The following is a 24,899-nucleotide window of genomic DNA, read 5'->3' as shown; positions in this document are numbered from 1 at the left end:
CGCTTTCGTTCGAGACTTGAGCGGCTTAATAACCGGATTCTCAATTGAAAATCACAAGATGAAATGGATCTTCACGCTTCGTGGGCTCAGGCCGCAGTTAATGCTGGCTTTTTTCATGTTGGGCATGGTGCCCTTTTTGGTCATCACCCTCTTCTTCCTGTACAGCCACGGCAAGGATCTCACCACCCAGACCTCCAACCATCTGGTCTCCGTTCGTAATATCAAGAAGAGTCAGCTCGAGGATTACTTCAACAACCTCAAAGAGCAGATCATCAACTTCTCCCAGCAGGATTTTGCCGGCAACAGTATCGGCCGTTTCTATGGCTTTACCGGCGCCTTCGAGAAGCTGGGCACCACGCCGCAGGAGGCCCGCAGCCGTGCCCAGGCCCGCTATCTGCCCGGCTCCTGGGATCAACTGCGCAAACCGGACAGTCAGGTGGAGATCGAACCCTCCATCACGGCGCTTATCCTCGCCGACGAGATGTATGGCCGGGTGCACCAGCGCTTTCATCGCGGCTATGCCGACATGGTGCGCAAGTCCAACTACAGCGACATCTTTCTGGTGGACCTCAACGGTGATGTGGTCTATTCGGTCACCAAGCACCCTAACTTTGCCACCAATCTGCTCTCCGGACCTTATCAGGGCAGTGGCTTGGGCCAGACCTTTGCCAAGATCAAACGCCGCCTCGATGGTGGCCAGAAGCCGCAGCAGATCTTCGAGTTCACCGATTTTGGCCGCAACGAGCTGACCGGGCAGGTGGTCGCCTACATGGCGGCGCCCGTGATGCAGTACGACTATGTGCGCGGTGTGGTAATTTTCGAGCTGCTGCCGGACAAGCTCAACCAGATCATGGCGGAGCGGGAGGGGCTGGGCGAGACCGGCGAAACCATCCTGATCGGCCCCGACAAGCGGATGCGCGCCGATGCCTGGCTGGCTCCGGAGTTCAGCGTCGAGAACAGCTTCAGCCCCAACTTCCGGCCGCTGCAAACGCCCCTCATCACCAAGACGCTCTCCGGCGAGCAGGGGGTCGGGCTGTTCCACTCCTATCAGGATGACGAGGTGCTGGCCGCCTACACCCAGGTGAAGGTGTTCGATACCGAGTGGGCCTTTATCGCCGAGATCTCAACCCGAGAAGCCTATGCCCCGATCCGCCAGCTGGAAACTCTGGTGATTGTGCTGGGTGCAGGCTCGGTGCTGCTGCTGATCCTCTTCTCCCGCTGGCTCTCCCACTCCATCACGGCGCCGCTGCGCTCTCTCACCGAAGCGGCCGAGCAGGTGGCCGACGGTGCGCTGGATCACCCCATCGCCATCGAGCGCACCGGCGATGATATCGACCGGCTGGCCGAGGCGTTTCGCCATATGCAGCGCTCGGTGAAGGACAAGATCGAACTGATCGAACAGCAGACCCAGGAGCTGCAACAGCAGGTCAAGCTGACCCACAAGCAGAACCTCAGCCTGCAGCAGGCGGACAAGCTCAAGGATGAACTGCTGGCCAACACCTCCCACGAGCTGCGTACCCCCATTCACGGCATCAAGGGGATGGCCGAGTCGATGCTCGCCAGCCAGCAGGATTTGACCGAAGGGCAGCAAAAACAGCTCGGCCTCATCATCAAGAGCGCCGACGGCCTGGCCCGTCTGGTGGATGATCTGCTGGACTACCACCAGATGCGCTACGGCCAGCTGGAGATCCACTCACAACCCGTCTCATCAAAAGGGGTTATCCGGCTGGTGCTGGATCTCTGCCAGCATCTGGTGCAGGCCAAACCCCTCACTCTGGTGGATATCAGCCCGGCCGAACTGCCGCCGGTGCTGGCCGACGAGCAGCGGCTCGAGCAGGTGCTCTACAACCTGGTGGGCAACGCCATCAAGTACACGCCGCAGGGCAAGGTGGTGCTCAGCGCCATCGTCGAGAACAACTTCCTGCGCATCAAGGTCACCGACACCGGCATCGGCATCGCCCCCGATCATCTGGAACATATCTTCGAGCCACTGGTGCAGATGAGCCCGGAGGTAAGCAAGCAGGGGGCCGGCCTTGGCCTCTCCATCACCCGCCAGCTGGTGCACCTGATGGGGGGCGAGCTGTTCGTCGAGAGTGAGCCGAGCGTTGGCTCTACCTTCGCCTTTACCCTGCCCCTTGCCACCGGCAAAGCGGCCAATCTGACTCTCGACAGCCGCCAGATCGAGCATCAGCTGGTGCGCCAGCAACCGCTGATCCTGCCTGACTGGGAGAGCGACGATCTGCCCCCTCCCCCCGAGGGTGCGCCGCTCATTCTGGTGGTGGATGACGAGCCCATCAACCTGCACATCCTGCGCCATCTGCTGCAGCCCTGCGGCTACCGCATCCTGCCCAGCAGTGACGGCCACGATGCGCTGGCCAAGCTGGCCGAGGAGCAGGTGGACCTCATCCTGCTCGATGTGATGATGCCGACCCTTTCCGGTTTTGACGTCTGCCGTCGCCTGCGCCAGCAACACCCGAAAGATATGCTGCCGGTGCTGCTGCTCACCGCCCTCAACCAGCCCAAGGATATCGAGGAGGGCTTCGGGGCCGGTGCCAACGACTATCTGGTCAAACCCTTCTGCAAAGAAGAGCTGTTTGCCCGGGTCAAGGCACTGCTGGAGGCCAAGGCCGGACGCGCCTCGCTGGTAGAGAACCGGCTATTGAAGCAGGAGATCGAACATCGCCTCACCCTGCAGGATCGACTGCATCAGGATCAGCAGCGCCTGCTGGCCCTGCTCGGCGAAGGGGCCGACCCCATGATCTTTATCGACGAGCAGGGCACCGTGCTATTTGCCTCCCGGGTGCTGGCGCGCCTGCTGGGGCAGGAGCCGGAAGCCATGGAGGGGCAGCCCCTCAATGAGTGGCTCGCCACCCCGCTGCAACAGCAGTGGCCCGACCTTGCCAGCGAACGGGAACACAATCTGGAATTTTTGGTGGCCGGGCAAAAAGATGTGCTCAACGCCCGCGCTCTGCCTATCACGCTCGGAGGACAGGCAGCTTTCGCCCTCACTCTGAGTACCGAGCTGCGTCAGGATGAGAACCGGGTAATGGCGCTGGAGAACGCCCTCAAGAACCTCTCGCGGCAAGCCATCATCGAAGATGAACAGCTGCTGGGCGAGCTGAGCCGCCTGGGTGGCGAGTTCCGTTCGCTGGCCGACGACCTTATTCGCCAGCAGGATGACGAGCCGCTGCGCCGTGCGCTGGTAGAGACCATGCAGCTCACCCTGGATGCCTGGCAGCAGGGGACCGGCAAGGGCAAAATCGTGCTGGCAGAGAAGAGCAAGCTGTGGCGGGTCTATATGGACAGATCCAGCCCGCAGACCCGCACCCTCGACAAATATCTGAGTCTGGACACCCTGCCCAAGTCGCCACGCTGGAAGACGGTAGTGGCCACCACCGAGTATGTGCTGGGCCACTGCCCGCTCAATGACCACCAGCGCCAGCAGTTGCAGCACAGCGCCCAGACCCTGCGTCAGCTCGCCAACCGCAAGCCATGACACGGCGCCCTAAACGGGCGCCGGATCACAATTGGCAATCTGGTTTCTTTTTATGCAAAACAAAGCCCCGCACAACCCCGAAACCGAGAGCAGATCCAATTCACAAATTTGTCATATACGCCATTTCCACAGCCACTTTTTACGCGAAAGCAAATAACGCAAGGTTATGATTTTAAAAAGATAAAAATCGATTTTGACGAGATTGACGTAATACCGTCAATTTTTACGAAAACAACGAAATCAATAGTTGTTGTTTTCCTGTTAATTCTGGTTTGCTTAGGGCGTTGGAAAACAGAACGACAAAGGTTAGACACCTGACCAACACAGAGGGCCGATTTCATCAGCATGCGAAACCGGTGCTCACACAAAACAAGGCGAACCCTCGGGCTCGGGCTCGGGCTCGGGAATGCCAAAAAATAAGAAAGGAAAACATATGCTTGCCAAAGTATCCAAAATCTCTACCGCTGTAATGCTGGGAACCATGATGCTTGCCGGTGCCGCCGGTAACGCCATGGCCGCAGAAAACAAAACCGTGCTGACCATGGTTGCACAGCAGGAAACCGCCTGGGTCAAGAACTTCAACCCCTTCCTGCAAGCGGGCCTGCTGCACACCACCCGTCACTTCATCTATGAACCGCTGGTGATCTTCAACGATATGCAAGGGGGCAAACCCGTCTATCGTCTGGCCACCAACTATGCGTTCAGCGATGACCTGAAATCCGTCACCTTCGATCTGCGTGATGGCGTGAAGTGGTCTGACGGCGAAGCCTTTGATGCCGATGACATCATCTTCTCCTTCAATCTGGTCAAGGCCAACAAGGCGCTGGATGAGCGCTCAATCTGGACCCAGATCAAGAGCGTCGAGAAGCTGGCCCCCAACAAGGTCAAATTCGACCTGACCGAGGTCAACACCAACGTGGTGAACGATCTGGTGCTGGTACCTATCGTGCCGGAGCATCAGTGGAAATCGGTGAAAGATCCGGTTGCCTTCACCAACGACAAGCCGGTTGGTACTGGCCCCTTCACCGAAGTGGACAACTTCTCCGCCCAGCTCTATACCCAGTGCCGCAACCCGCACTACTGGGATAACGCCAACCTCGCCATCGACTGTATCCGCATGCCGCAGATGGCCACCAACGACCAGGTGCTGGCTGCTGTCATGAAAGGTGACATCGACTGGTTCGGCTCCTTCGTTCCGGATATCGAGCGCCTTTACGTCGGCAACGATCCGAAGAACAATAAATACTGGTTCCCGGCCTCCGGTACCGTGGCGTTCAACGTCAACTTCCAGACCAAGAACCCGGGCAATAACGAAGCCTTCAACGACATCAACTTCCGCCGCGCCTTCTCCATGGCGATGGACCGCCAGTCCATGGTGGATATCGCGGGCTACGGCTACCCCACCGTCAACGAGTACCCGTCAGGTCTGGGCAAAGCCTTTGACTCCTGGAACAACCCGGAAGTGGACAAGAAGTACGGCAAGTACAACAAGTTCGACTTGGAAGGGGCCAAGGCCCTGCTGAAAGAGGCAGGCTACAAGGATTGTGACGGCGACAAGTTCCTCGACACCCCGAGCTGCAAAAAGATCGAGTTCAAGGTACTGGTACCGAATGGCTGGACCGACTGGGTCAACACTGTTCAGATCGGTGTAGAAGGGCTGCAGGCATTGGGCCTGAATGCCAAGACCGCCACCCCGGAAGCGACCGTCTGGACCGAGAACCTGATCACCGGTGACTTCGATGTCGCCCTGCAGGGTTACTTTGCCGGTGCCAACCCGCACAAGTACTTCGAGACTGCGTTCCACTCCCGCAACATGGGTGACCGTGGCAACCGCTTCGCCGCGCCCCGTTACAAGGATCCCGAACTCGACAAGCTGATCGATGACTTCACCCAGACCGCCGATGCGGCCAAGCAGAAGGAGATCATGTTCGCCATCCAGGATCGTGTTGGTGCCAACCAGACCATCATTCCGGTCTTCAACAACCCGACCTGGTATGAGTACAGCACCAAGCGCTTCAACGGCTGGTTCAGTGCTGATAACCCGGTAGCCAAACCTCAGCTTCACCCGGACACCCCTGAGCGTCTGCTGCACGTGTTGTCCCTCAAGCCAAACAGCTAAACAATCCCGGCCCCCTGCGGGGGGCCATCTTCCCCGTTAATCCCCTTCTTGCCCGGCACCGCCGGGGTTGGGGTAGCTATACCCGACGCGGGGCAGACTTGCAGTAAAAGGTACTATCATGGGATTCATACTGAGACGCTTTTCCTTCTATCTGGTTGCCTTTCTGGTAGCCGCCACCATCAACTTCCTGTTACCCCGTGCCATGCCAGGGGATCCTGTCTCCGTGATGTTTGCCCGCGCTGGCGCCATGATGGAACCCGCCGCCCTGGAAGCCCTCAAAGCCACCTTCGGCTTTGTCGACGGCCCCATCGGCACCCAGTTTCTCACCTATGTGAAGAGTGTCTTCACCTGGGATCTCGGCACCTCGGTGCGCTTCTACCCACAGCAGGTCTCTGATGTGCTGGGCCGTGCCATCGGCTGGACCCTGTTTCTGGTCGGCACCTCCACCATTCTGAGCTTCTCCCTCGGTTCCATCGTCGGCATCTTTGCCGCCTGGTATCGCGGCGGCCGGATGGACAGCATTCTCTCCCCGCTCACCCTGGTGATGCAGGCCATTCCGCCGGTAGTGGTCTCACTGCTCGCCCTGTTTCTGTTCGGGGTCAGCCTCGAGTGGCTGCCCATCGGCTACGCCTACAGCCCGGAGATCAAGGCTGACTGGGGCTGGGAGCACATCAAGAGCATCATGGCCCACGCCATCATGCCGGTGCTGACCCTGGCCGTGGTGCAGGTGGGGGGCTTTCTCATCACCATGCGCAACAACATGATCAACCTGCTGGGCGAGGATTACATCATCATGGCCAAGGCCAAGGGGCTCTCCAGCAACCGGGTGATCTTCAACTACGGCGCCCGCAACGCCATTCTGCCCAGCGTCACCGCCCTCTCCATGGCGCTCGGCTTCGTTATCGGTGGCTCTCTCATCACCGAAGTTATCTTCAACTATCCCGGCCTGGGCCTGACCCTCTATCAGGGCATTCTGGCCCGCGACTACCCGCTCATTCAGGGGCAGCTGCTCATCATGACCATCACCATGCTCAGCTTCAACTTCCTGGCCGACGTGCTCTACGTCTTCCTGGATCCCCGTCTGCGTACAGGAGGCAAATAAGATGCGTATGCCGACCATTCTCAAAATCCTGCTGGGCAACAAGAAGGCTGCCTGTGGCCTCGCCATCGTGGTTGCCTTCGTACTGATGGCCCTCTTTGCCCCCATTCTGGCCAGCAACGAGCCGACCAAACGGGTGGCTCGCCCGCACCAGCCGCCCAGTGCCGAGTTCGTGATGGGTTCAACCCGCATGGGCCACGATATCTGGGCCCAGTTCACCAACGGCGCCCGTATTTCGCTGCTGGTGGGCTTCAGCGCTGGCCTGCTGGTCTGCACCCTGGCCGTCGCCATCGGCATCACCGCCGGTTACTTCGGCGGTCTGGTGGATGAGTGCCTCACCTTCCTGATGAACGTGGTGCTGGTGATCCCCAACCTCCCCTTGCTACTGGTGCTGGCGAGCTTTATCGGGGAGGCGTCACCGGCGGTGATTGCCGTGATAATAGGGTTGACCTCGTGGGCCTATGGCGCGCGGGTGATCCGCGCCCAGACCCTGGCCCTGCGCGAGAAGGAGTTCGTCATCGCCGCCGAAGTGCTGGGCGAGCCGGCCTGGCGCATCATTCTGGTGGAGATCCTGCCCAACCTCATCTCCATCATCGGAGTGAGCTTCATCGGCTCCATCATCTACGCCATCGTCACCGAAGCGACCCTGGAGTTCCTCGGCCTCGGCGACCCGACCGTGGTGAGCTGGGGCATCATGCTCTACAACGCCCAGACCTCCAGCGCCATTCTGGTCGGCGCCTGGTGGGAGATCCTGGCTCCCTGCTTTGCCATCGCCACCCTGGGTGCCGGTCTGGCCCTGCTCAACTTCGCCATCGACGAGATTGCCAACCCGCAGCTGCGCTCCCACAAAGGGTTGAGCCGCTGGAAGAAACTGGCCACACCGGTAACCACACCGGTTGCCACAGCACAGGAGAAGACAGCATGAACAAGCATCCCCTGCTGTCAGTACGCAATCTTTGCGTCGACTACATCACCGAAAATGGCGACGTACGCGCCGTCAACTCGGTGAGCTTCGATATCAGACAGGGCGAGATCTTCGGCCTCGCCGGTGAGTCGGGCTGCGGCAAATCCACCGTCGCCTTCTCGGTGGCCCGGCTGCACAAGCCGCCCGCCTACATCAGCGGTGGCGAGATCCTGTTCAAGGGGGAGAACATCCTCCACTACAACGACGAGCGGCTGCGCTCCTACCGCTGGCAACAGGTGTCGGTGGTGTTCCAGTCCGCCATGAACGCCCTGAACCCTGTGTTGCGGATGGAGGAGCAGTTCTGCGACGTGCTGCTGGCCCACAACCCCGGCATGACCCGTTACGAGGCGATCAAGCGCGCCCAGGAGCTGCTCACCATCGTCGATATCCACCCGAGCCGGCTCAAGGACTACCCGCACCAGTTTTCCGGCGGCATGCGCCAGCGGCTGGTGATTGCCATCGCCATGGCGCTCAACCCCGAGCTGCTCATCATGGATGAGCCGACCACGGCGCTCGATGTGGTGGTACAGCGGGAGATCCTGCAGAAGGTCTATGCCCTGAAAGAGAAGTTCAACTTCTCCATTCTGTTCATCACCCACGACCTCTCCCTGATGGTGGAGTTCTGCGATCGCATCGGCATCATGTATGCCGGTGAACTGGTGGAGGTCGCCCCCTCCAAGGCGATCCTGACCTCACCGCTGCACCCCTATACCAGAGGGCTCGGCAACTCCTTCCCGCCCCTGCACGGGCCGAAGAAGGTACTGGAAGGGATCCCGGGCACCCCGCTCAACCTGCTGGAGGTGCCGGTCGGCTGCCGCTTTCAGGCCCGCTGCGGCAAGGTGCACGATCGCTGCCGTCAGGAGTACACCAAATTGGCCGAGATCCGCCCCGGGCAACAGACCGCCTGCCACCTCTATGAGGAGCAGGGGCTGCAACAAGATTCCGTGATCTATCTGGACAAGGCCGCTGGCTGTTAAGGATGTCTGTCATGCAAATCGCCAAAACCGATGCACCCATCATCGAAGTCCAGCACCTCTACAAGGACTTCCCCATCAACTCCAATGCCATCAAGAGTGGCAAGATGCGGGCCCTCTCCGACATCACCTTCAACCTGCACCGGGGCCGCGCCCTGGCGGTGGTCGGGGAGTCGGGCTCCGGCAAGAGTACCATCGCCAAGATCATCGCCAAGATGTACAAGCTCAGTGCCGGGCGCATTCTCTATCGCGGCCACGATCTGGAGGAGTTCAACAAGGGCACCGCCCTGCTGGACTATCGCCAGAGCGTGCAGATGGTGTGGCAAGATCCGTTCGGTTCGCTCAACCCGACCCACACCATCTATCACCACATCGCCCGCCCCCTGCTGCTGCACAGCAAGGTGATCGACAAGAAAGAGCTGCCAGACATGGTCTACGCCCTGCTGGAGAAGGTCGGCCTGACCCCCGCCAAGGCGACGGCGGCCAAGTATCCGCACCAGCTCTCCGGCGGCCAGCGTCAGCGGGTCAACATCGCCCGCAATCTGGCGGTGGAGGCGGAAGTGGTGCTGGCGGACGAGCCCACCTCCATGCTCGACGTCTCCATTCGCATCGGCATCCTCAACCTGATGGAGCAGATGAAGAATGAGCTCGGCGTCTCCATGCTCTACATCACCCACGACATCGCCACCGCCCGCTATGTGGCGGAAGATCTGGCAGTCATGTATGTGGGTCACATGGTGGAGTGGGGCGAGGTGGACGAGATCCTGCACCACCCGCAGCACCCCTACACCCAGCTGCTCATCTCGGCGGTGCCCGACCCCGAGAAGAGCATCCACGCCGAGTTGGAGGGTGGCCGCAAGGGGGAGATCCCGCTCTGGACGCCGGAGTCCTGCGGTTGCCCCTTTGCCGGGCGCTGCAATCAGGCAATGCCCCGCTGCAAGGAGGCGCTGCCCCCCATCACCAAGCTTGCCGACAACCACTTCGTGCGTTGCTACCTCTACGAGTGAGGGTGAGCCTTAGACCGGCCGGACAACCCTGTCCGGCCATGCCTCGATACGGGGCGGCCACAGCCCCGTGATGTGCCTCACCGCCCGGCGGTGAACCACAGGAGTAATACCTTGATGGAACTCTTGATCAATCAGGTGGGCTACGAGTGCGACGGACACAAGGTCGCCCTGTTGCAAACCTTCCCCGCCCCTGATCTCGGCGGCTATGTCAGGCTGCAACGCCTCGACGATGGCCAGATCCTGTTTGAAACCCCGCTGCAACCGGCTGGCAGCGTCCCAGGCTGGCAAGGCCGCGCTTACTGGCGTGCCGACTTCTCCGCCTTCAAGGAGCCCGGCCACTATCGGCTGGAGGCGATCACTGCCCAAGGCATTGTCCGCTCGACCCGCTTTGCCATCGGCCAGGATCTGCTGGCCAGCCGCTGCCTCTCCGACGTCATTCACTACTTCAAGGGGCAGCGCGCCAGCGGCACCTTCGATCGGGCCGACCGCAGCGCCCGCCTGTTTGGCACCGACCAGCACAAAGATGTGCACGGCGGCTGGTTCGATGCCAGCGGCGACATGAGCAAGTACCTGAGCCACCTCTCCTACGCCAACTACCTCAACCCCCAGCAGACCCCCATGGTGGTGTGGGCCCTGCTCAAGTGCCGGGAACTGCTGGCCCTGCGCCGCGATATCGACGGAGTGAACCTCTGCAAGCGGCTCAATGACGAGGCGCTGCACGGCGCCGATTTCCTCTGCCGGATGCAGGATGAGTCAGGCTTCTTCTTTATGACCCTATTCGACAAGTGGAGCAAGGATCCCGCCCAGCGCGAGCTGTGCGCCTATGCCACCCAGCAGGGGATCAAATCCGCCAACTGGCAGGCGGGGTTCCGCCAAGGGGGCGGCATGGCCATCGCCGCGCTGGCCCGCGCCGCCCGCGAGAGCGTCAGTGGCGACTTCGATGCCAGCCGCTACGCCGAGGCAGCCAAACGCGGCTACCTGCATCTGTGCGAACACAACCTCGCCTACCTCGATGACGGGGTCGAAAACATCATCGACGATTACTGCGCCCTGCTGGCAGCGGTGGAGCTGACCCGCACCTTCGGCAACGAGTGGCTCAATGAGGCGAGAGTCCGTGCCAGCAAGCTCTGTGCCCGCCAGCGCCCTCATCCTGAGCTGGGTCACTACTGGTCGGCCAACGAGGATGGCTCGCGCCCCTACTACCACGCCGCCGAGGCGGGTCTGCCGGTGCTGGCGCTGCTGGAATATCTGGGCGTAGAGCCGGATCAGGGGCACCAGGCCCGGGTACAAACCGTAGTGGAGCAGGCACTGACCGCCGAACTGGCACTGTGCGCACGGGCGGGCAACCCCTTCTCCCTCGCCCGCCAATATGTGAAAGGGGTGGATGAAGCGCCGCGCGTCAGCTTCTTTATGCCCCACAACAACGAGTCCGGTTACTGGTGGCAAGGGGAGAATGCCCGCCTAGCCTCGCTGGCGACCATGGCCTTTGCTGGCGCCCGCCACTTCCCCCGCCAGAGCCAGCCGCTCATCACTTACGGTCAGCGCCAACTCGACTGGATCCTCGGGCAAAACCCCTTCAACGCCTGCATGCTGGCGGGCCACGGCATCAACAACCCCGCCTATACCGCCGGGTATCCCAATGCGCAGGGGGGTATCTGCAACGGCATCACCGCCGGATTCGATGACGAAAATGAGGTGGCCTTTATTCCGGAGGAGTACAGGGATCGGCTGGATCAGAACTGGCGCTGGGGCGAGCAGTGGATCCCCCACGCTGCCTGGTTTGCCCTTGCCATCACCTGGCTGAATGCGCAGGGAAATGGAGGTCACCATGATTGAGTTCTGGGTCGGCGTCGATGGCGGGGGCACCCACACCCGCGCCCGCATTCGGGATCGGGCGGGCAAACTGCTCGGAGAGGGGCGCGCGGCCGGCTCCAATCTGGAGCTGGGCATCCCCCATGCCCACGCCAATGTGCTGGCCGCCATCGCCAGCGCCCGCCTTGCCGCCGGGATCGCTATCGAGAGTGAACAGCAGATGGGGGTCGGGCTGGCGCTCGCCTCCGCCGAGCTGGCCGACTGCTATCACGCCCTGCTCGAGATGCCCTTCCCCTTTGCCAGCGTCAGGCTCACCTCCGATGCCTTCGGTGCCTGCCTCGGCGCCTTTGGCGGCCGTGAGGGGGCCATTCTGATCGCAGGTACCGGCTCGGTGGGGCTGGTCTATCAGGAGGGGCAGATCCGCACCTGCTCCGGCCGCGGCTTCCCCATTTCAGACATAGGTAGCGGCGCCTGGCTGGGGCTGTGCGCCATCCAGCAATCCCTGCTCTGCCACGACGGCATCCTGCCCGCCAGCACCCTCGCCATCCGCCTGATGGACCGCTTCAAGCGGGATCAGGCCGAGGTGGTACGCTGGGCCGCCCGCGCCATTCCGGCGGACTATGGCCACTTTGCCCCCTGGGTATTCGATGCCGCCAGCGATGGCGACGAGCTAGCCAATCAGCTGCTGGACGAAACCTGCGAACAGCTGCAGATCCTGCTGGAGGGGATGACCCAGCTCGGTGCCAGACAGATCGCCCTGCTGGGGGGGATTGGCACCCGCCTCGCTCCCCGTCTCGGCCAGCTCAACCTGATCCCCCCCCAGGCAGATGCGCTCGATGGCGCCATCCTGTTTGCCCAATCAGAGGATTTTCCATGTCTACACCCCTGATCCACACCCAGGTCGCCCGACGTGACGGCGAGGATGTCTGGTTCACTTTCACCCTCTCCCGCATGCCTGATACCAAGTGGAAGCTGCACTTCTGTCTGGCTCGCCATATCGACCCCGACTCCTTGCAAGGGGGCGAGCTGGAGCGCCAGAGCGGCAGCTACAAGGTGATTGTCCCAAAAACTGGCAGCTGCGAGCTGCGCTTTTGCTGCCGCCAGACCCCCATCAAGAAGCTCTCCGACATGCCGCAGGGCTTCTTTCTCAGCCTGCCGGAGGCGACCACGGGTGCCCAGCTGCTGCCGGTGACGCTGGCTGCTCAGGATCTCGGACTGGAAAACCCGCCGGTAACCCGCCCCGATCTGCCGGATGTCGAGCCCCTGCCCGGTATAGTGCCGCAACCGGCCTATCTGGTACTGCTGGAGGGGAACTTCCGGCTGGCCGAGCGGGCTCATGTCAGCGCCCCCCGCGATGTGCCGAAATTGCTGGCCCACTTTAACGAGCTGACGTCGCTGGCACTGGAGCAGGATCACGACGCAGAAATCCGGCTGACCGAGACCAAACTGGCACCCGAAGCCTACCAACTCACCATCACGCCGCAGGAGGTGGTAATTGCCGCCGCCGACGAAGCGGGCTGGCGCCATGGGCTGGTGACGCTAGCCCAGTGGTATCTGCAACATGGGGAGAGCCTGCCCTGCATCACGCTGGAGGATGCCCCGCGCTTTGGCTTTCGCGGCATTTTTCTCGATTGCGCCCGCCACTTCCACGCCCCGGCCACCATCAAGCGCCTGCTCAAGCTGATGAGCCTCTACAAGTTCAACCGCTTCCACTGGCATCTGACCGATGACGAGGGGTGGCGACTCGAGATAAAGACCTTCCCGGAGCTGACAGACGTGGGTGCCTGGCGCGGCCACGATCTGGCAATCGGCCCCCAGCTCAGCGGCGGCGCCGAACCCTATGGCGGCTACTACACCCAGAGCGAGGTGAAGGAGCTGGTGAGCTATGCCGGTGAGCTCGGCATCACCGTCATTCCCGAGATCGACATTCCGGGCCACTGCCACGCTGCCATCAAGGCGCTGCCCGAGCTGCTGATCGAAACGGCGGATCACTCCCGCTACCGCTCGGTTCAGCATTTCGATGACAACGTGCTCAACCCCGCCCTGCCCGGCACCTACCGCTTTCTGGAAGCGGTGCTGGACGAGGTATGCGAACTCTTCCCCGGCCCGCAGATCCACATGGGGGGTGACGAGGTGCCGACCGGGGTCTGGACCGACAGCCCCGCCTGCCAGCAGCTGATGACCGAGCAGGGCTACGCCGACTGCCGCGAGCTGCAGGGCCATCTGCTGCGCCACTGTCAGCGCTATCTGGCCGCCAGAGGCAAACAGATGATCGGCTGGGAGGAGATCCTGCATGGTGACAAGGTGAGCCGCAAAGCAGCCATCTGCGCCTGGACCAGCTTTCAGGCGGGGCTGGATGCTGCCGCAGCGGGTTATCCTGTGGTGATGGCGCCCGCCCAGTTCCTCTATCTGGATCTCGCCTGGAGCGCCGATATTCACGAACCCGGCCTCTACTGGGCGGGTACCCTCAATCTGGAGCAGGTTTATGCTTGCGATCCTGCCCCAGCCGATTTCCATGCCAACGATAACATCCTCGGGGTGCTGAGCCCCTTGTGGTCAGAATTGATCACCAGCCGTGATCGTCTCGACTACATGTTGTTCCCGCGTATGCTGGCCACGGCCGAGGTGGCCTGGAGCGATCCCGCCCACAAGGGGTGGGAGCACTTCGCCGCCCGCCTGCCGGGTCAGCTGCAGATCCTCGATCAGTTGCAGGTGCGCTACCGGATGCCACAGAGGTAATGTTGTCTCTACTTTGGCGGCCAATCGGCCGCCTTTTTTACGATTAGCCAACAAAACATCAACTTCCCCCTACCATTCATCCGCCATTATTGGCAAAATCCAGCCCCCAATGAAGCTGGTCTGCCTCCTGCTGGCGCGAGCCTGCGGCCACCTCCAGATCTGCCAGAATAACAACGACAACATTATCAACAAGAACATCGGAGCGTATTCCTATGGCCCGCAGAGATGTCCATACTCTGGATAGCGAAGTGGAGTTTCCTGCCGACGTACAACTGGTCTCCACCACTGACCTGCGCGGGGTGATCACCTACGCCAACCCTGCCTTCTGCGACATCGCAGGCTACTCGGTCGATGAACTGGTGGGACACAACCACAATCTGGTGCGCCATCCCGACATGCCCAAAGCGGCCTTTGCCGATCTCTGGGCTCGCCTCAAGGAGGGCAAACCCTGGCGCGGCATGGTGAAAAACCGCTGCAAGGATGGCCGCTACTACTGGGTCGATGCCTATGTGACCCCCATCTATGAGGCAGGGCGGATCAGTGGTTACCAGTCGGTACGCTGCAAGCCCGAGCCCCAATTCAAACGCATCGCCGCTGAGACCTACCAAGCCCTGCTCAAGGCCGAGCGCGGCAACAGCAGCAACCTCCCCTCTCTTGCCAGAGTGCGCACCCCGGCCATTACCCTGCTGCTGCTCGGCCTGATGGGCTGGACCTTCGCCAGCCAAGGGGCCATGACCGTCCTGCTGATGCTGCTACCCCTGTTGCTTCTTGGCGGAGCCTACTGGCGCGAGCTCTTTGCCCTGCCCCACTATATGCAGCAACTGGGCCGCGAATATGACAGTCTGACCCGGCTGGTCTACTCCGGTGACAACCCCGGCGCCATTGCCGATTTTCATATCAAGATGCTGCAGGCCCGCATCCGAACCGTGTTGGGGAGGATCAATGATGCCACGGCACCTCTGCAAACCCTGGCCATCAATCTGAAGCAGGCCTCTCATCAAGCCTGTCTCGATATCAACGAGCAAGATGCCCAGACCCAGCAGATGGCTACGGCTATGACTCAGATGGCCAGCACGGCCCACGAGATCGCCCGCAACATTCAGGACTCCAACGGTCAGGTCAACGAAGCTCGCAATCGTTGTGAACAAACCAACCAGCAGTTGAACCAGACCGAGCAACAGATCGAACAGCTCGCCAAACAGGCAGAGCTGGCGTTCAACTCGGCGGTAGAGCTCGCCAGTGAATCCGAACGGATTGGCAGTGTCATGGGCGAGATCCAGGGCATCGCCGAGCAGACTAACCTGCTGGCCCTCAACGCGGCCATCGAAGCGGCTCGAGCCGGGGAGCAGGGCCGTGGTTTTGCGGTGGTCGCAGACGAAGTGCGTACTCTATCGACCCGCACCCACAAGGCTACCGAGCAGATCCAGGGCAGCATCAAGCAGATCCAGCACACGCTGGGACGTTGGAAGGGAATGATGCAGGAGAACCTGCAACAGACCCGCGCATGTGCCGAGATGACCCGCCAGGGCGCCAGCAGCCTCCATACCGTGCTGACAGAGATAGAGCTGGTCACCGAACACTCCACCCAGATCGCCACCGCTGCAGAGCAACAACAAGCGGTCGTGGAGGAGATCAGCCGCAGCATCCACCAGATCTCCGAGTACTCCCACGCCAACAGTCAGAAGATGCTGGATGTCGATCACTCCAGCCAGGCCCTGCTGGAACGGGCCAAGCAACTGAAGGGGCTTAGCCAGACCTTCGGCTGAATCATTGCCAGCCTCATGACAGAAGCGCCACAATGGCGCTTCTGTTGTTTTTGACGAATCGGGTCTATGAGCATTGAACCAAGTCCACCCCCATTGAACAAAACTGCCCGTATCGAAGCGATCATCGCCCTGATCCCGGCAGGCCGGGTGGTCAGCTATGGTCAGGTGGCCGATCTGGCCGGGCTGCCCGGACGGGCAAGACTGGTGGGCAAGGTGCTGCGGGAAACCGACAAGGTACTGCCGTGGCATCGGGTGCTGGGCGCAGCGGGCACCATCTCGTTACCGAAAGGATCGCCAGGCTTTGCCGAACAGATTGGGCGTCTGCAGCAAGAAGGCGTCGTAGTGATCGGTGGGCGGGTCAGAATGAAGGAGTGGCAATGGCAGCCCGATCTGGCCGAGCTGCTTTTTCTACTGCCCTTTTGAGGGGAGCACAGCCGGATCACTCCAGCGGCGCCAGGATCTCGTCGCTGCGCACCTGCACCGGTATGGTCTCATCCGCGCGCTGCAGCAGCACCAGCAGGCTCTGCCGGTCAACCTCCAGCACATAGGCCGCCCCTTCCCGGGTCATGCAGCTCATGCCTGGCCGGATCTCGTTAATCTCCATCTCAACCTCCTTGTCTACTTCGCGATTGACGACAGCTGCACTCCTTGCAGCTGTCTCAGTATACCGCTATCCATAAGCAAAGAGGCCCCTTGTCGGGGCCTCTTTTCATCAGGCTTTTTTAGCCTTTGGCAAACTCTCTTGCCAGGTACCGTTGTCGTAGTGAGCGGTCCAACCGGTCGCCTTGCCGTTGACCTCGCTCATCACGTACTGCTCCTTGGTCTTGCGACTGAAGCGCACAATAGCGGGGTTGCCGTCCGGATCGGTGAGCGGGGCACCGGCCAGATACTTGTGCTTGGCGGAGATGCGATCCTTGAAGCGCTTGAGCTCTTCCACCAGCGGCGCGCGGGTCTCGCGGGATTTGGGGAAGTTGCTGGCCGCCAGGAACAGACCGGCAGCCCCGTCACGCAGCACAAAGTGGGCATCGGACTGGGTGCACTTGAGCTCCGGCAGCGGCACCGGATCCTCCTTCGGCGGCGCGATGTCGCCATTTTTCAGGATCTTGCGAGTGTTCTTGCAGGTCTCGTTGGTGCAGCCCATGTACTTGCCGAAACGGCCGTTCTTGAGCTGCATCTCGGCTCCGCAACGGTCGCACTCGATGCTCGGCCCTTCGTAGCCCTTGAGCTTGAACTGGCCCTTCTCGATCTCGTAGCCATCGCAGTCCGGGTTGCGACCACAGACGTGCAGCTTGCGGCTGTCATCGATGATGTAGGCATCCATCGCTGTACCACAGACACCGCAGCGGTGCTTGGCGCGCAGCGCTTCGGTTTCCGCCTCTTCGCCGTCAGTGGCGGAGACAAACTCGTCGGCAGAGACCAGGTTGATGGTCTTCTTGCAGCGCTCTTTCGGCGGCAAGGCATAGCCGGAGCAGCCGAGGAACACGCCGGTGGTGGCGGTACGAATACCCATCTTGCGGCCGCAATCCGGGCAGTCGATGTCGGTCATCACCATCTGGTTGGCACGCATGCCGCCCTCTTCGGGCGCCTTGTCAGCCTTCTCCAGCTCCTGGGTAAACTCGGCGTAGAAGGCGTCCAGCACCTTCTTCCACTCCAGGCTCCCTTCGGCGATGCCATCGAGCTTGTCTTCCATCTTGGCGGTGAACTCGTAGTTCATCAGCTCGACGAAGTTCTCCACCAAACGATCGGTGACGATCTCGCCCATCTTCTCGGCGAAGAAACGGCGGCTCTCGACCCGCACATAACCGCGATCAACGATGGTGGAGATGATGGAGGCGTAGGTTGACGGACGGCCGATGCCGCGTTTTTCCAGCTCGCGCACCAGCGCAGCTTCAGTGAAACGGGCAGGCGGCTTGGTGAAGTGCTGGCGCGGATCCAGCTTGATCAGCTTCAGCACCTCGCCAACGGTCACCGCCGGCAGCTGACTATCTTCGCCCTTGCGACCCATAGGCGGCAGCGCCTTGGTCCAACCGGCGAAGCGCAGGGTACGACCACGGGCCTTGAGCTCGAACTCACCCGCCTTGACGGTCAGGGTGGAGGAGTCGTACTGAGCGGGGGTCATCTGGCAGGCAACGAACTGACGCCAGATGAGATCGTACAGACGCATGGCATCCGGCTCCATCCCTTCCAGCATCTCGGCAGTCACCTGTACGTTGGAGGGACGGATCGCCTCGTGCGCTTCCTGAGCATTGGCCTTGGCACCATACAGATTCGGCTCGGCTGGCAGATAGGCCGCGCCATACTGCTCGCCGATATATTCACGCACCGCTTCAACCGCCTCTTTGCTGAGGTTGGTGGAGTCGGTACGCATATAGGTGATGTAACCCGCTTCATAGAGACGCTGGGCCATCATCATGGTCTTCTTGACCCCAAAGCTCAGCCGGGTAGAGGCCGCCTGCTGCAGGGTAGAGGTGATAAACGGCGCGGACGGCTTGGAGCCAGTCGGCTTGTCTTCCCGGTTCACCACCTTGTAGTCGACCCCTTCCAGGGCTGCGACAGCGGCAAAGGTCTCGGCCTGGGTCACCGGCTTGAAGTCGGCCCCGTTGCGGCTGACCACTTCCATCCGCAGATCAGCCTTGTCACCGGTCAGCAGGTCGGCATTGAGATCCCAGAACTCGACCGGAACGAACGCCTTGATTTCGCGCTCTTTATCGACGATAAGACGCACCGCAACGGACTGTACCCGACCGGCAGAGAGGCCACGAGCCAGCTTTTTCCACAGCAGCGGGGAGACCATGTAACCCACCACGCGGTCGAGGAAACGACGGGCCTGCTGGGCATTGACGCGGTCAATATTCAGCTCGGACGGCTGGGCAAACGCCTCCTTGATGGCGCTCTTGGTGATCTCGTTGAACACCACGCGCTTGTAGCGGCTGTCATCGCCACCGATGATCTCGCGCAGGTGCCAGGCGATCGCTTCTCCTTCTCTATCCAAGTCGGTTGCGAGATATATGGTGTCGGCTTTCTCGGCCAGACTTTGCAACTCGCTGACCACCTTCTCCTTGCCGGGCAAAATCTGGTAATTAGCCTGCCAGCCAGCGGTCGGATTGATACCCATCCGGGCAAACAGGGCCTTGCGATCCTTGGCAGCCTTCTCGGATTCGCTCAACTTGATGCCGCGAATGACAGGTTTCTTGGGCTCGGTGCTGGCGCTGCCGCTGGTGGGCAGATCGCGAACATGACCAACGCTGGATTTCACCACGTAGTCCTTGCCCAGATATTTGTTGATCGTCTTGGCCTTGGCCGGAGACTCCACTATGACCAGTGATTTGCCCATGCTGTAACTATTATCCTCATTGCACCCGACGGGGTTGGTGTGCGGTTTTGTGGGGCTGTATAAGAGATTTGGCGCGAAAAAGCAATCTTGTGAGCAAATTTGCCTGACCAGCCCGAACCACACGGCTTCTTTTATTGCTTCTTTATTTATTAATGCGAAGGCAACAGGCCGGACGCAACCGCTTTTTCAATTTTCTGCCATACCGCCCCTCTTTTTATATCTGAAACGACATAAAAACGTCTGCTGGTTACCGGCTTGTTACAAAAACATAAAATCTCTTTATAATGGCCCAACCCCGACGCATTGCGCGCGGAAGGAACCGCTACCCATCATAAAAATCGAAAGGATGTACTCAATGAAGCACTTCGAGGTCAATTTCGACGGTCTGGTCGGCCCGACTCATAACTATGCTGGCCTCTCCTACGGCAACGTTGCCTCCCAGAGCAATGCCCAGGAGGCTTCCAATCCGAAAGAGGCCGCCAAACAGGGGCTGCGCAAGATGAAGGCGCTGACCGAGCTTGGCATGACCCAGGGGGTACTGGCGCCACAAGAGCGTCCCGATCTCGCCACCCTGCGCCGCCTAGGCTTCACCGGCAACGATGCCCGGGTGCTGGAGCAGGCCGCCAAACAGGCTCCCGCAGTACTGGCTGCCTGCTATTCGGCCTCCAGCATGTGGACTGCCAACGCCGCCACCGTCTCTCCCAGTGCCGATACCCAGGATGGCCGCATTCACTTCACCCCCGCCAACCTGACCAACAAGTTTCACCGCTCCCTGGAGCCGGACGTCACAGGTCACATCCTGCGCGCCGTGTTCAACAATGATCGCCACTTCAGCCACCACCTCCATCTGCCGGAAAATGACCACTTCGGCGACGAGGGTGCAGCCAACCACACCCGGCTCTGCCGCGCCTATGGCGAGGCGGGTGTCGAGCTGTTTGTCTATGGCCGCAGTGCCTTTGACTACTCCCGCCCGGCGCCGAAGCGCTACCCGGCCCGCCAGACTCTGGAGGCAAGCCAAGCCATCGCCCGCCTGCATGGCCTTGGCGAGGAGAGCGTGGTGTTTATTCAGCAAAACCCGGAGGTGATCGATCAGGGGGTATTCCATAACGACGTGATCGCGGTGGGCAACCAGAACGTGCTCTTCTTCCACCAGCAAGCGTTCCTCAACACCGAAGCGGTGCTGGCCGAGATAAGCGACAAGTTTGGCGAGGGGGATTTGCACTTTATCGAAGTGCCGACCGCCGAGGTATCCGTGCTGGATGCGGTGAAATCCTATCTGTTCAACACCCAGATCCTCACCCTGCCGAGCGGCGAGATGGCCATCATCGCCCCCACCGAGTGCCGCGACAATCCGGCTGTCTCTGCCTATCTTGGCAAGCTGCTGACGCAGGAGACCCCGATCAAGGCGGTCCACTACATGGATGTGAAACAGAGCATGCGCAATGGCGGCGGCCCGGCCTGCCTGCGACTACGGGTTGCCATGAACGATCAGGAACTCGCGGCGGTCAATCCGGCCTGCCTCATCAACGACAGCCAGTTTGCACGCCTCGATGGCTGGGTCGATCGCCACTACCGTGACCGCCTGACCCTCGATGACCTGCGGAATCCGGCACTGGTGCAGGAGTCCCGCAGCGCACTGGACGAGCTGACCCAGATCCTGAAACTGGGTTCGGTCTACCCGTTCCAGCGCTAAATGTGATGCCCGGCAAGACCGCCAACGCTGGCGGTCTTCTGCTATTATCAGCCTTCTCTTCAGCGCGATTGCCAACTTGCACGGATGCTGTTTTGTGCAGAAAAGCAGCGCACAACTTGCTGATAAGCTTGAATTTTGAGCTGGATGTATCAAAAAATAGACGAACAGTCATTTTTTACTGCCAGATGCCTCATCAAGGGGTTCACAAAGCCTCTGGATCTGATAGTATGCGCCTCGCACTTGGGGAGGGGTTCCCGAGCGGCCAAAGGGATCAGACTGTAAATCTGACGGCTCTGCCTTCGAAGGTTCGAATCCTTCTCCCTCCACCATTCAAGTGCAAAAGTAGTGACAATCAGGAAATACCCCGTGGAGGGGTTCCCGAGCGGCCAAAGGGATCAGACTGTAAATCTGACGGCTCTGCCTTCGAAGGTTCGAATCCTTCTCCCTCCACCATTTCCCTGATTACAACGGCTGAATACAATTTGCTTTGCCCCTGTGGAGGGGTTCCCGAGCGGCCAAAGGGATCAGACTGTAAATCTGACGGCTCTGCCTTCGAAGGTTCGAATCCTTCTCCCTCCACCATCATTCAAGAAAACCCGGCCTAGCGCCGGGTTTTCGCTTTCTGCCATTCTCATCACATTTTCCCGACCTTGTCAGATCTGACAGTTGCAATTGCATCCCATCTTGCTCATCGTGGCATCATCGACATCAGAGTGTTCATATCATGTTTGAAGTCTGGGACGAGCATGGTCACGCCACCGGTCTGACACTGCAGGCGCTCAAAGTCAGAATCAGCAACGACTATCAGGGTGATCTGATGGTGCGCTACAGCAACAAGCTGGGACTCCCCACGACCCTCTTTCTGACCATTCATCAGGGCGTTGCCTATCAACGCTTCAAAGCGGGCTCGCCAAGACTGGATTGGGAATGGCTGGCCAGCGCAGGCAATGGCCACAGCCCCCGCAATTTTATGAGCGAACAGTTTCCCGATTTTCAACTCGCACTAGATAATTGAACATCAGCAACTATCGCTAACCCACCACCACAGATTACCTAAAAACTGATTTTCCATTCGCATGATATTCCTGCCAAATTGCATGATGACGTGGGGGCGAGTACAATCTCGCACCCCGAATATCCGGCGCATCTTCTGTAGATAGGCCCGGGTATGCCGTCATCGGGTTGCGCTGCATTGAGCCTCCTCTCGGAGTGCATCTTGCACCGCAGCTCAACCACTACGATGCCATCAGGTGGCATCGTCCTGATTTGCAATCAGATATAAAGAGTCCGCCATGTTTAAACCAGAATTGCTCTCCCCCGCAGGTTCCCTCAAGAACATGCGTTACGCCTATGCCTATGGCGCTGATGCCGTCTATGCCGGTCAGCCCCGCTACAGCCTGCGGGTGCGCAACAACGAATTCGATCATGAAAACCTGCAGCTGGGCATCAACGAAGCCCATGCACTGGGCAAGCAGTTCTATGTGGTGGCCAACATCCAGCCCCACAACTCCAAGCTCAAGACCTTTATCCGCGACATGCGCCCTGTGGTTGAGATGAAGCCGGATGCGCTGATCATGTCCGACCCCGGTCTTATCATGATGATGCGTGAAGCCTTCCCGGATATGCCCATTCACCTCTCGGTGCAGGCCAACGCGGTCAACTGGGCCACGGTGAAGTTCTGGCATCAAATGGGCCTGACCCGCGCCATCCTCTCCCGCGAGCTGTCGCTGGACGAGATCGAAGAGATCCGCATGCAGGTGCCGGAGATGGAGCTGGAAGTGTTCGTTCACGGCGCGCTGTGCATGGCCTACTCCGGCCGCTGCCTGCTCTCCGGCTATATCAACAAGCGTGACCCCAACCAGGGCACCTGCACCAACTCCTGCCGCTGGGAGTACAAGGTGCACGAAGGTAAAGAAGATGACGTGGGCCAGATCGTCCACCGTCAGGAGCCGATCAAAGTGCGTCCGGACAACACCCTGGGCCTTGGCAAGCCGACTGATGCGCTGGTGCTACTGGAAGAGTCCAACCGCCCGGGAGAGTACATGAGCGCGTTCGAGGACGAACACGGCACCTACATCATGAACTCCAAGGACTTGCGCGCCGTCGAGCACGTCGAGCGACTGACCAAGATGGGCGTTCACTCCCTGAAAATCGAAGGGCGCACCAAATCCTTCTACTACTGCGCCCGTACCGCTCAGGTTTACCGCAAGGCCATCGACGATGCGGTAGCGGGTCGTCCGTTCGACCGCAGCCTGATGGGCACCCTCGAAAATCTGGCCCACCGCGGCTATACCGAGGGCTTCCTGCGCCGTCACAACCACAGCGAATACCAGAACTACGACTACGGCTACTCCGTCTCCGACACCCAGCAGTTTGTCGGCGAGATCACCGGTCGCAAAGGTGACATGGTCGAGGTCGAAGTGAAGAACAAGTTCCTGGTGGGCAACAATCTGGAGCTGATGACCCCGCAGGGCAACGTCCGTTTCAATCTGGAGCAGATGGAGAACCGCAAGGGCGAGCTTATCGACACCGCGCCGGGCAACGGTCACGTAGTCTATGTGCCGGTCCCGAAAGATCTGGATGTGAACTACGGCATCCTGCTGCGCAATCTGGGCGAGCGCGAGGATACTCGTCAGCCCCACTCGGCGGCCTGAAATGGCGCTGCTTATCACCGACAAGTGCATCAACTGTGACATGTGCGATCCCGAGTGCCCCAACCAGGCTATCAGCTTGGGTGAGGAGATCTACGAGATCGACCCCAGTCGCTGCACCGAGTGCGTCGGTCACTATGAGAAGCCGACCTGCATCAGTGTCTGCCCTATCGACTGCATCATCTGGGATCCCGCTCATGTGGAGACCGAAGATCAGCTGATGGAGAAGTTTGTGCGGATGCACCGGCAGTAGCTGATGCACAGACGGTAAAACGAAAAAAGGCCGAGCAATCGGCCTTTTTTGATCCTGCGTGCAGCGGCTGGCCATCACTTGCCGACCAGCCGGATCAGTTTGTCCAGCTCACGCTGGGCCTCCAGCATCCGGGTCTGGGACTCCTCCAGCCTGGCCTGCCGCTTGGCAATCTTCTCCGGTTTGCCACTGACTCTCGCCTCCTGCAGCTCGAGCAGGTGCTCGTCCACCTCGCCGCGCAGTTTGTTAACCCGCTCTTTCTGCTCCTTAAGCAGACCTTCATCGGTACAGTTGGCCTTGATATTGCGCGCGGCCTGTTCCAGTCCGGCAATCTGCCCGGCGTTCTTGTGTTCTTTGGCAAACACCAGCTGGTCGTTGACGGCCTGCAGACGGGCCTTGCAACCGACCGCCTCACTGCCAAAGGCCTGACCCGCCAACAGCAGCAAGCCGGCTCCCAATACTTTCCACATCTCGATTCATCCGGTCTTGTTTGCGAGCTGACCATAAAAACCTCGATCGGCAGCAGGGTCAAGCAAGCGGGAAAAAGGTGCGACAGAAGTTGTGCAACATCACGCAATTGGCACCCTGTTGGTTCTACAATGGCGCTCTTTCCAATCGGGAGTCTGTTATGAATCAACAAATTGTGGTCATTGCCAACGGTGCCCCCTATGGCAGCGAATCCCTGTTCAACGCCTTGCGTCTCACTATCGCCCTCAAGGAGCAGGGTGGAGCCAGCCTCAAGCTGTTCCTGATGTCCGATGCGGTGAGTGCAGCACTGGCCGGTCAGGCTCCGGCCGAAGGGTACAACCTGCGCCAGATGCTGGAGATCCTGCTGGCACAGGGCGTCACCATTCGCCTGTGCAAGACCTGCACCGATGCCCGTGGCATTACCGCCCTGCCGCTGATCGAGGGCATTGAGGTCGGCAACCTGCCGATGCTGGCCCAATGGACCCTGGCTGCCGACAAGGTGCTGACCTTCTGAACCATAAGGGGCT

Annotated in this window: 19 protein-coding genes and 3 tRNA genes; 19 read left to right on the top strand and 3 right to left on the bottom strand. The window is 60.2% G+C overall.

All coding sequences use genetic code 11. The features are described from left to right. Positions 1-58: 58 nt before the first annotated feature. From AB5Y84_RS18830 to AB5Y84_RS18780, 11 genes are all read left to right on the top strand, one after another. Positions 59-3,496 (top strand): ATP-binding protein, encoded by a 3,438-nt coding sequence (locus tag AB5Y84_RS18830; protein WP_368177555.1) that lies wholly within the window; start codon positions 59-61, stop codon positions 3,494-3,496. Positions 3,497-3,929: 433 nt separating this feature from the next. Then, positions 3,930-5,615, top strand: coding sequence for an ABC transporter substrate-binding protein (locus AB5Y84_RS18825; protein WP_005353816.1), 1,686 nt, complete (start codon positions 3,930-3,932; stop codon positions 5,613-5,615). Between the two features lie 118 nt (positions 5,616-5,733). Beyond that, positions 5,734-6,717 (top strand): ABC transporter permease, encoded by a 984-nt coding sequence (locus AB5Y84_RS18820; protein WP_257725208.1) that lies wholly within the window; start codon positions 5,734-5,736, stop codon positions 6,715-6,717. Position 6,718: 1 nt separating this feature from the next. Continuing rightward, positions 6,719-7,639, top strand: a complete 921-nt coding sequence (locus AB5Y84_RS18815) for an ABC transporter permease (protein ID WP_139429913.1) — start codon at positions 6,719-6,721, stop codon at positions 7,637-7,639. After that, a complete protein-coding gene (locus tag AB5Y84_RS18810; protein WP_139429912.1) occupies positions 7,636-8,655 on the top strand; it encodes an ABC transporter ATP-binding protein in 1,020 nt (339 codons plus the stop codon). Before AB5Y84_RS18815 ends, AB5Y84_RS18810 begins: the two co-directional genes overlap by 4 nt. Positions 8,656-8,666: 11 nt before the next feature. After that, entirely contained in the window at positions 8,667-9,659 is a 993-nt protein-coding gene (locus tag AB5Y84_RS18805) for an ABC transporter ATP-binding protein (RefSeq protein WP_005353824.1), read from the top strand. Between the two features lie 114 nt (positions 9,660-9,773). After that, positions 9,774-11,495, top strand: coding sequence for a glycoside hydrolase family 9 protein (locus AB5Y84_RS18800; RefSeq protein WP_368177554.1), 1,722 nt, complete (start codon positions 9,774-9,776; stop codon positions 11,493-11,495). Then, positions 11,488-12,360, top strand: coding sequence for a BadF/BadG/BcrA/BcrD ATPase family protein (locus tag AB5Y84_RS18795; RefSeq protein WP_368177553.1), 873 nt, complete (start codon positions 11,488-11,490; stop codon positions 12,358-12,360). The genes AB5Y84_RS18800 and AB5Y84_RS18795 overlap by 8 nt, the downstream gene beginning before the upstream one ends. Then, entirely contained in the window at positions 12,345-14,210 is a 1,866-nt protein-coding gene (locus AB5Y84_RS18790) for a beta-N-acetylhexosaminidase (protein WP_368177552.1), read from the top strand. The genes AB5Y84_RS18795 and AB5Y84_RS18790 overlap by 16 nt, the downstream gene beginning before the upstream one ends. Positions 14,211-14,422: 212 nt before the next feature. Continuing rightward, on the top strand, positions 14,423-15,976 hold the full coding sequence (locus tag AB5Y84_RS18785; RefSeq protein ID WP_368177551.1) for a methyl-accepting chemotaxis protein: 1,554 nt from the start codon (positions 14,423-14,425) through the stop codon (positions 15,974-15,976). Positions 15,977-16,042: 66 nt separating this feature from the next. After that, a complete protein-coding gene (locus tag AB5Y84_RS18780; protein ID WP_368150230.1) occupies positions 16,043-16,399 on the top strand; it encodes an MGMT family protein in 357 nt (118 codons plus the stop codon). Between the two features lie 16 nt (positions 16,400-16,415). Here the strand turns inward: AB5Y84_RS18780 and AB5Y84_RS18775 are convergent, their stop codons facing one another. Beyond that, on the bottom strand, positions 16,416-16,580 hold the full coding sequence (locus AB5Y84_RS18775; protein WP_005334891.1) for a hypothetical protein: 165 nt from the start codon (positions 16,578-16,580) through the stop codon (positions 16,416-16,418). A gap of 108 nt (positions 16,581-16,688) precedes the next feature. After that, positions 16,689-19,310 (bottom strand): type I DNA topoisomerase, encoded by a 2,622-nt coding sequence (gene topA, locus AB5Y84_RS18770; RefSeq protein WP_106842764.1) that lies wholly within the window; start codon positions 19,308-19,310, stop codon positions 16,689-16,691. A 355-nt stretch (positions 19,311-19,665) separates the two neighbouring features. Between topA and astB the strand changes: the two genes are divergently transcribed. The 7 genes from astB to AB5Y84_RS18735 all read left to right on the top strand — a co-directional run bounded on the left by astB (position 19,666) and on the right by AB5Y84_RS18735 (position 23,907). Continuing rightward, a complete protein-coding gene (gene astB, locus AB5Y84_RS18765; RefSeq protein WP_368177550.1) occupies positions 19,666-21,003 on the top strand; it encodes an N-succinylarginine dihydrolase in 1,338 nt (445 codons plus the stop codon). A gap of 244 nt (positions 21,004-21,247) precedes the next feature. Beyond that, positions 21,248-21,332: transfer RNA gene (locus tag AB5Y84_RS18760), tRNA-Tyr, on the top strand. A gap of 39 nt (positions 21,333-21,371) precedes the next feature. Next, positions 21,372-21,456: transfer RNA gene (locus tag AB5Y84_RS18755), tRNA-Tyr, on the top strand. A 44-nt stretch (positions 21,457-21,500) separates the two neighbouring features. Continuing rightward, positions 21,501-21,585 (top strand) — tRNA-Tyr (locus tag AB5Y84_RS18750). Positions 21,586-21,727: 142 nt separating this feature from the next. Then, complete coding sequence (locus tag AB5Y84_RS18745; RefSeq protein WP_167556875.1) at positions 21,728-22,018, top strand: hypothetical protein; 291 nt, start codon at positions 21,728-21,730, stop codon at positions 22,016-22,018. A 277-nt stretch (positions 22,019-22,295) separates the two neighbouring features. After that, positions 22,296-23,657, top strand: coding sequence for a tRNA 5-hydroxyuridine modification protein YegQ (gene yegQ / locus AB5Y84_RS18740; protein WP_021229833.1), 1,362 nt, complete (start codon positions 22,296-22,298; stop codon positions 23,655-23,657). Position 23,658: 1 nt separating this feature from the next. Beyond that, positions 23,659-23,907 (top strand): YfhL family 4Fe-4S dicluster ferredoxin, encoded by a 249-nt coding sequence (locus AB5Y84_RS18735; protein WP_005334896.1) that lies wholly within the window; start codon positions 23,659-23,661, stop codon positions 23,905-23,907. Positions 23,908-23,981: 74 nt separating this feature from the next. On the opposite strand, the gene AB5Y84_RS18730 is transcribed toward AB5Y84_RS18735, so the two are convergent. Then, entirely contained in the window at positions 23,982-24,374 is a 393-nt protein-coding gene (locus AB5Y84_RS18730; RefSeq protein WP_368177549.1) for a DUF1090 domain-containing protein, read from the bottom strand. Positions 24,375-24,532: 158 nt separating this feature from the next. On the opposite strand from AB5Y84_RS18730, the gene AB5Y84_RS18725 reads away from it, so the two are divergent. Next, on the top strand, positions 24,533-24,886 hold the full coding sequence (locus tag AB5Y84_RS18725; protein WP_042054520.1) for a DsrE/DsrF/TusD sulfur relay family protein: 354 nt from the start codon (positions 24,533-24,535) through the stop codon (positions 24,884-24,886). Positions 24,887-24,899 lie beyond the last annotated feature (13 nt).

Source organism: Aeromonas sp. s11, from assembly GCF_040907945.1.
Classification (GTDB): domain Bacteria; phylum Pseudomonadota; class Gammaproteobacteria; order Enterobacterales; family Aeromonadaceae; genus Aeromonas; species Aeromonas veronii.
Note: the sequence above shows the minus strand (reverse complement) of the source record. Positions and strands in the feature narration are given on the sequence as shown.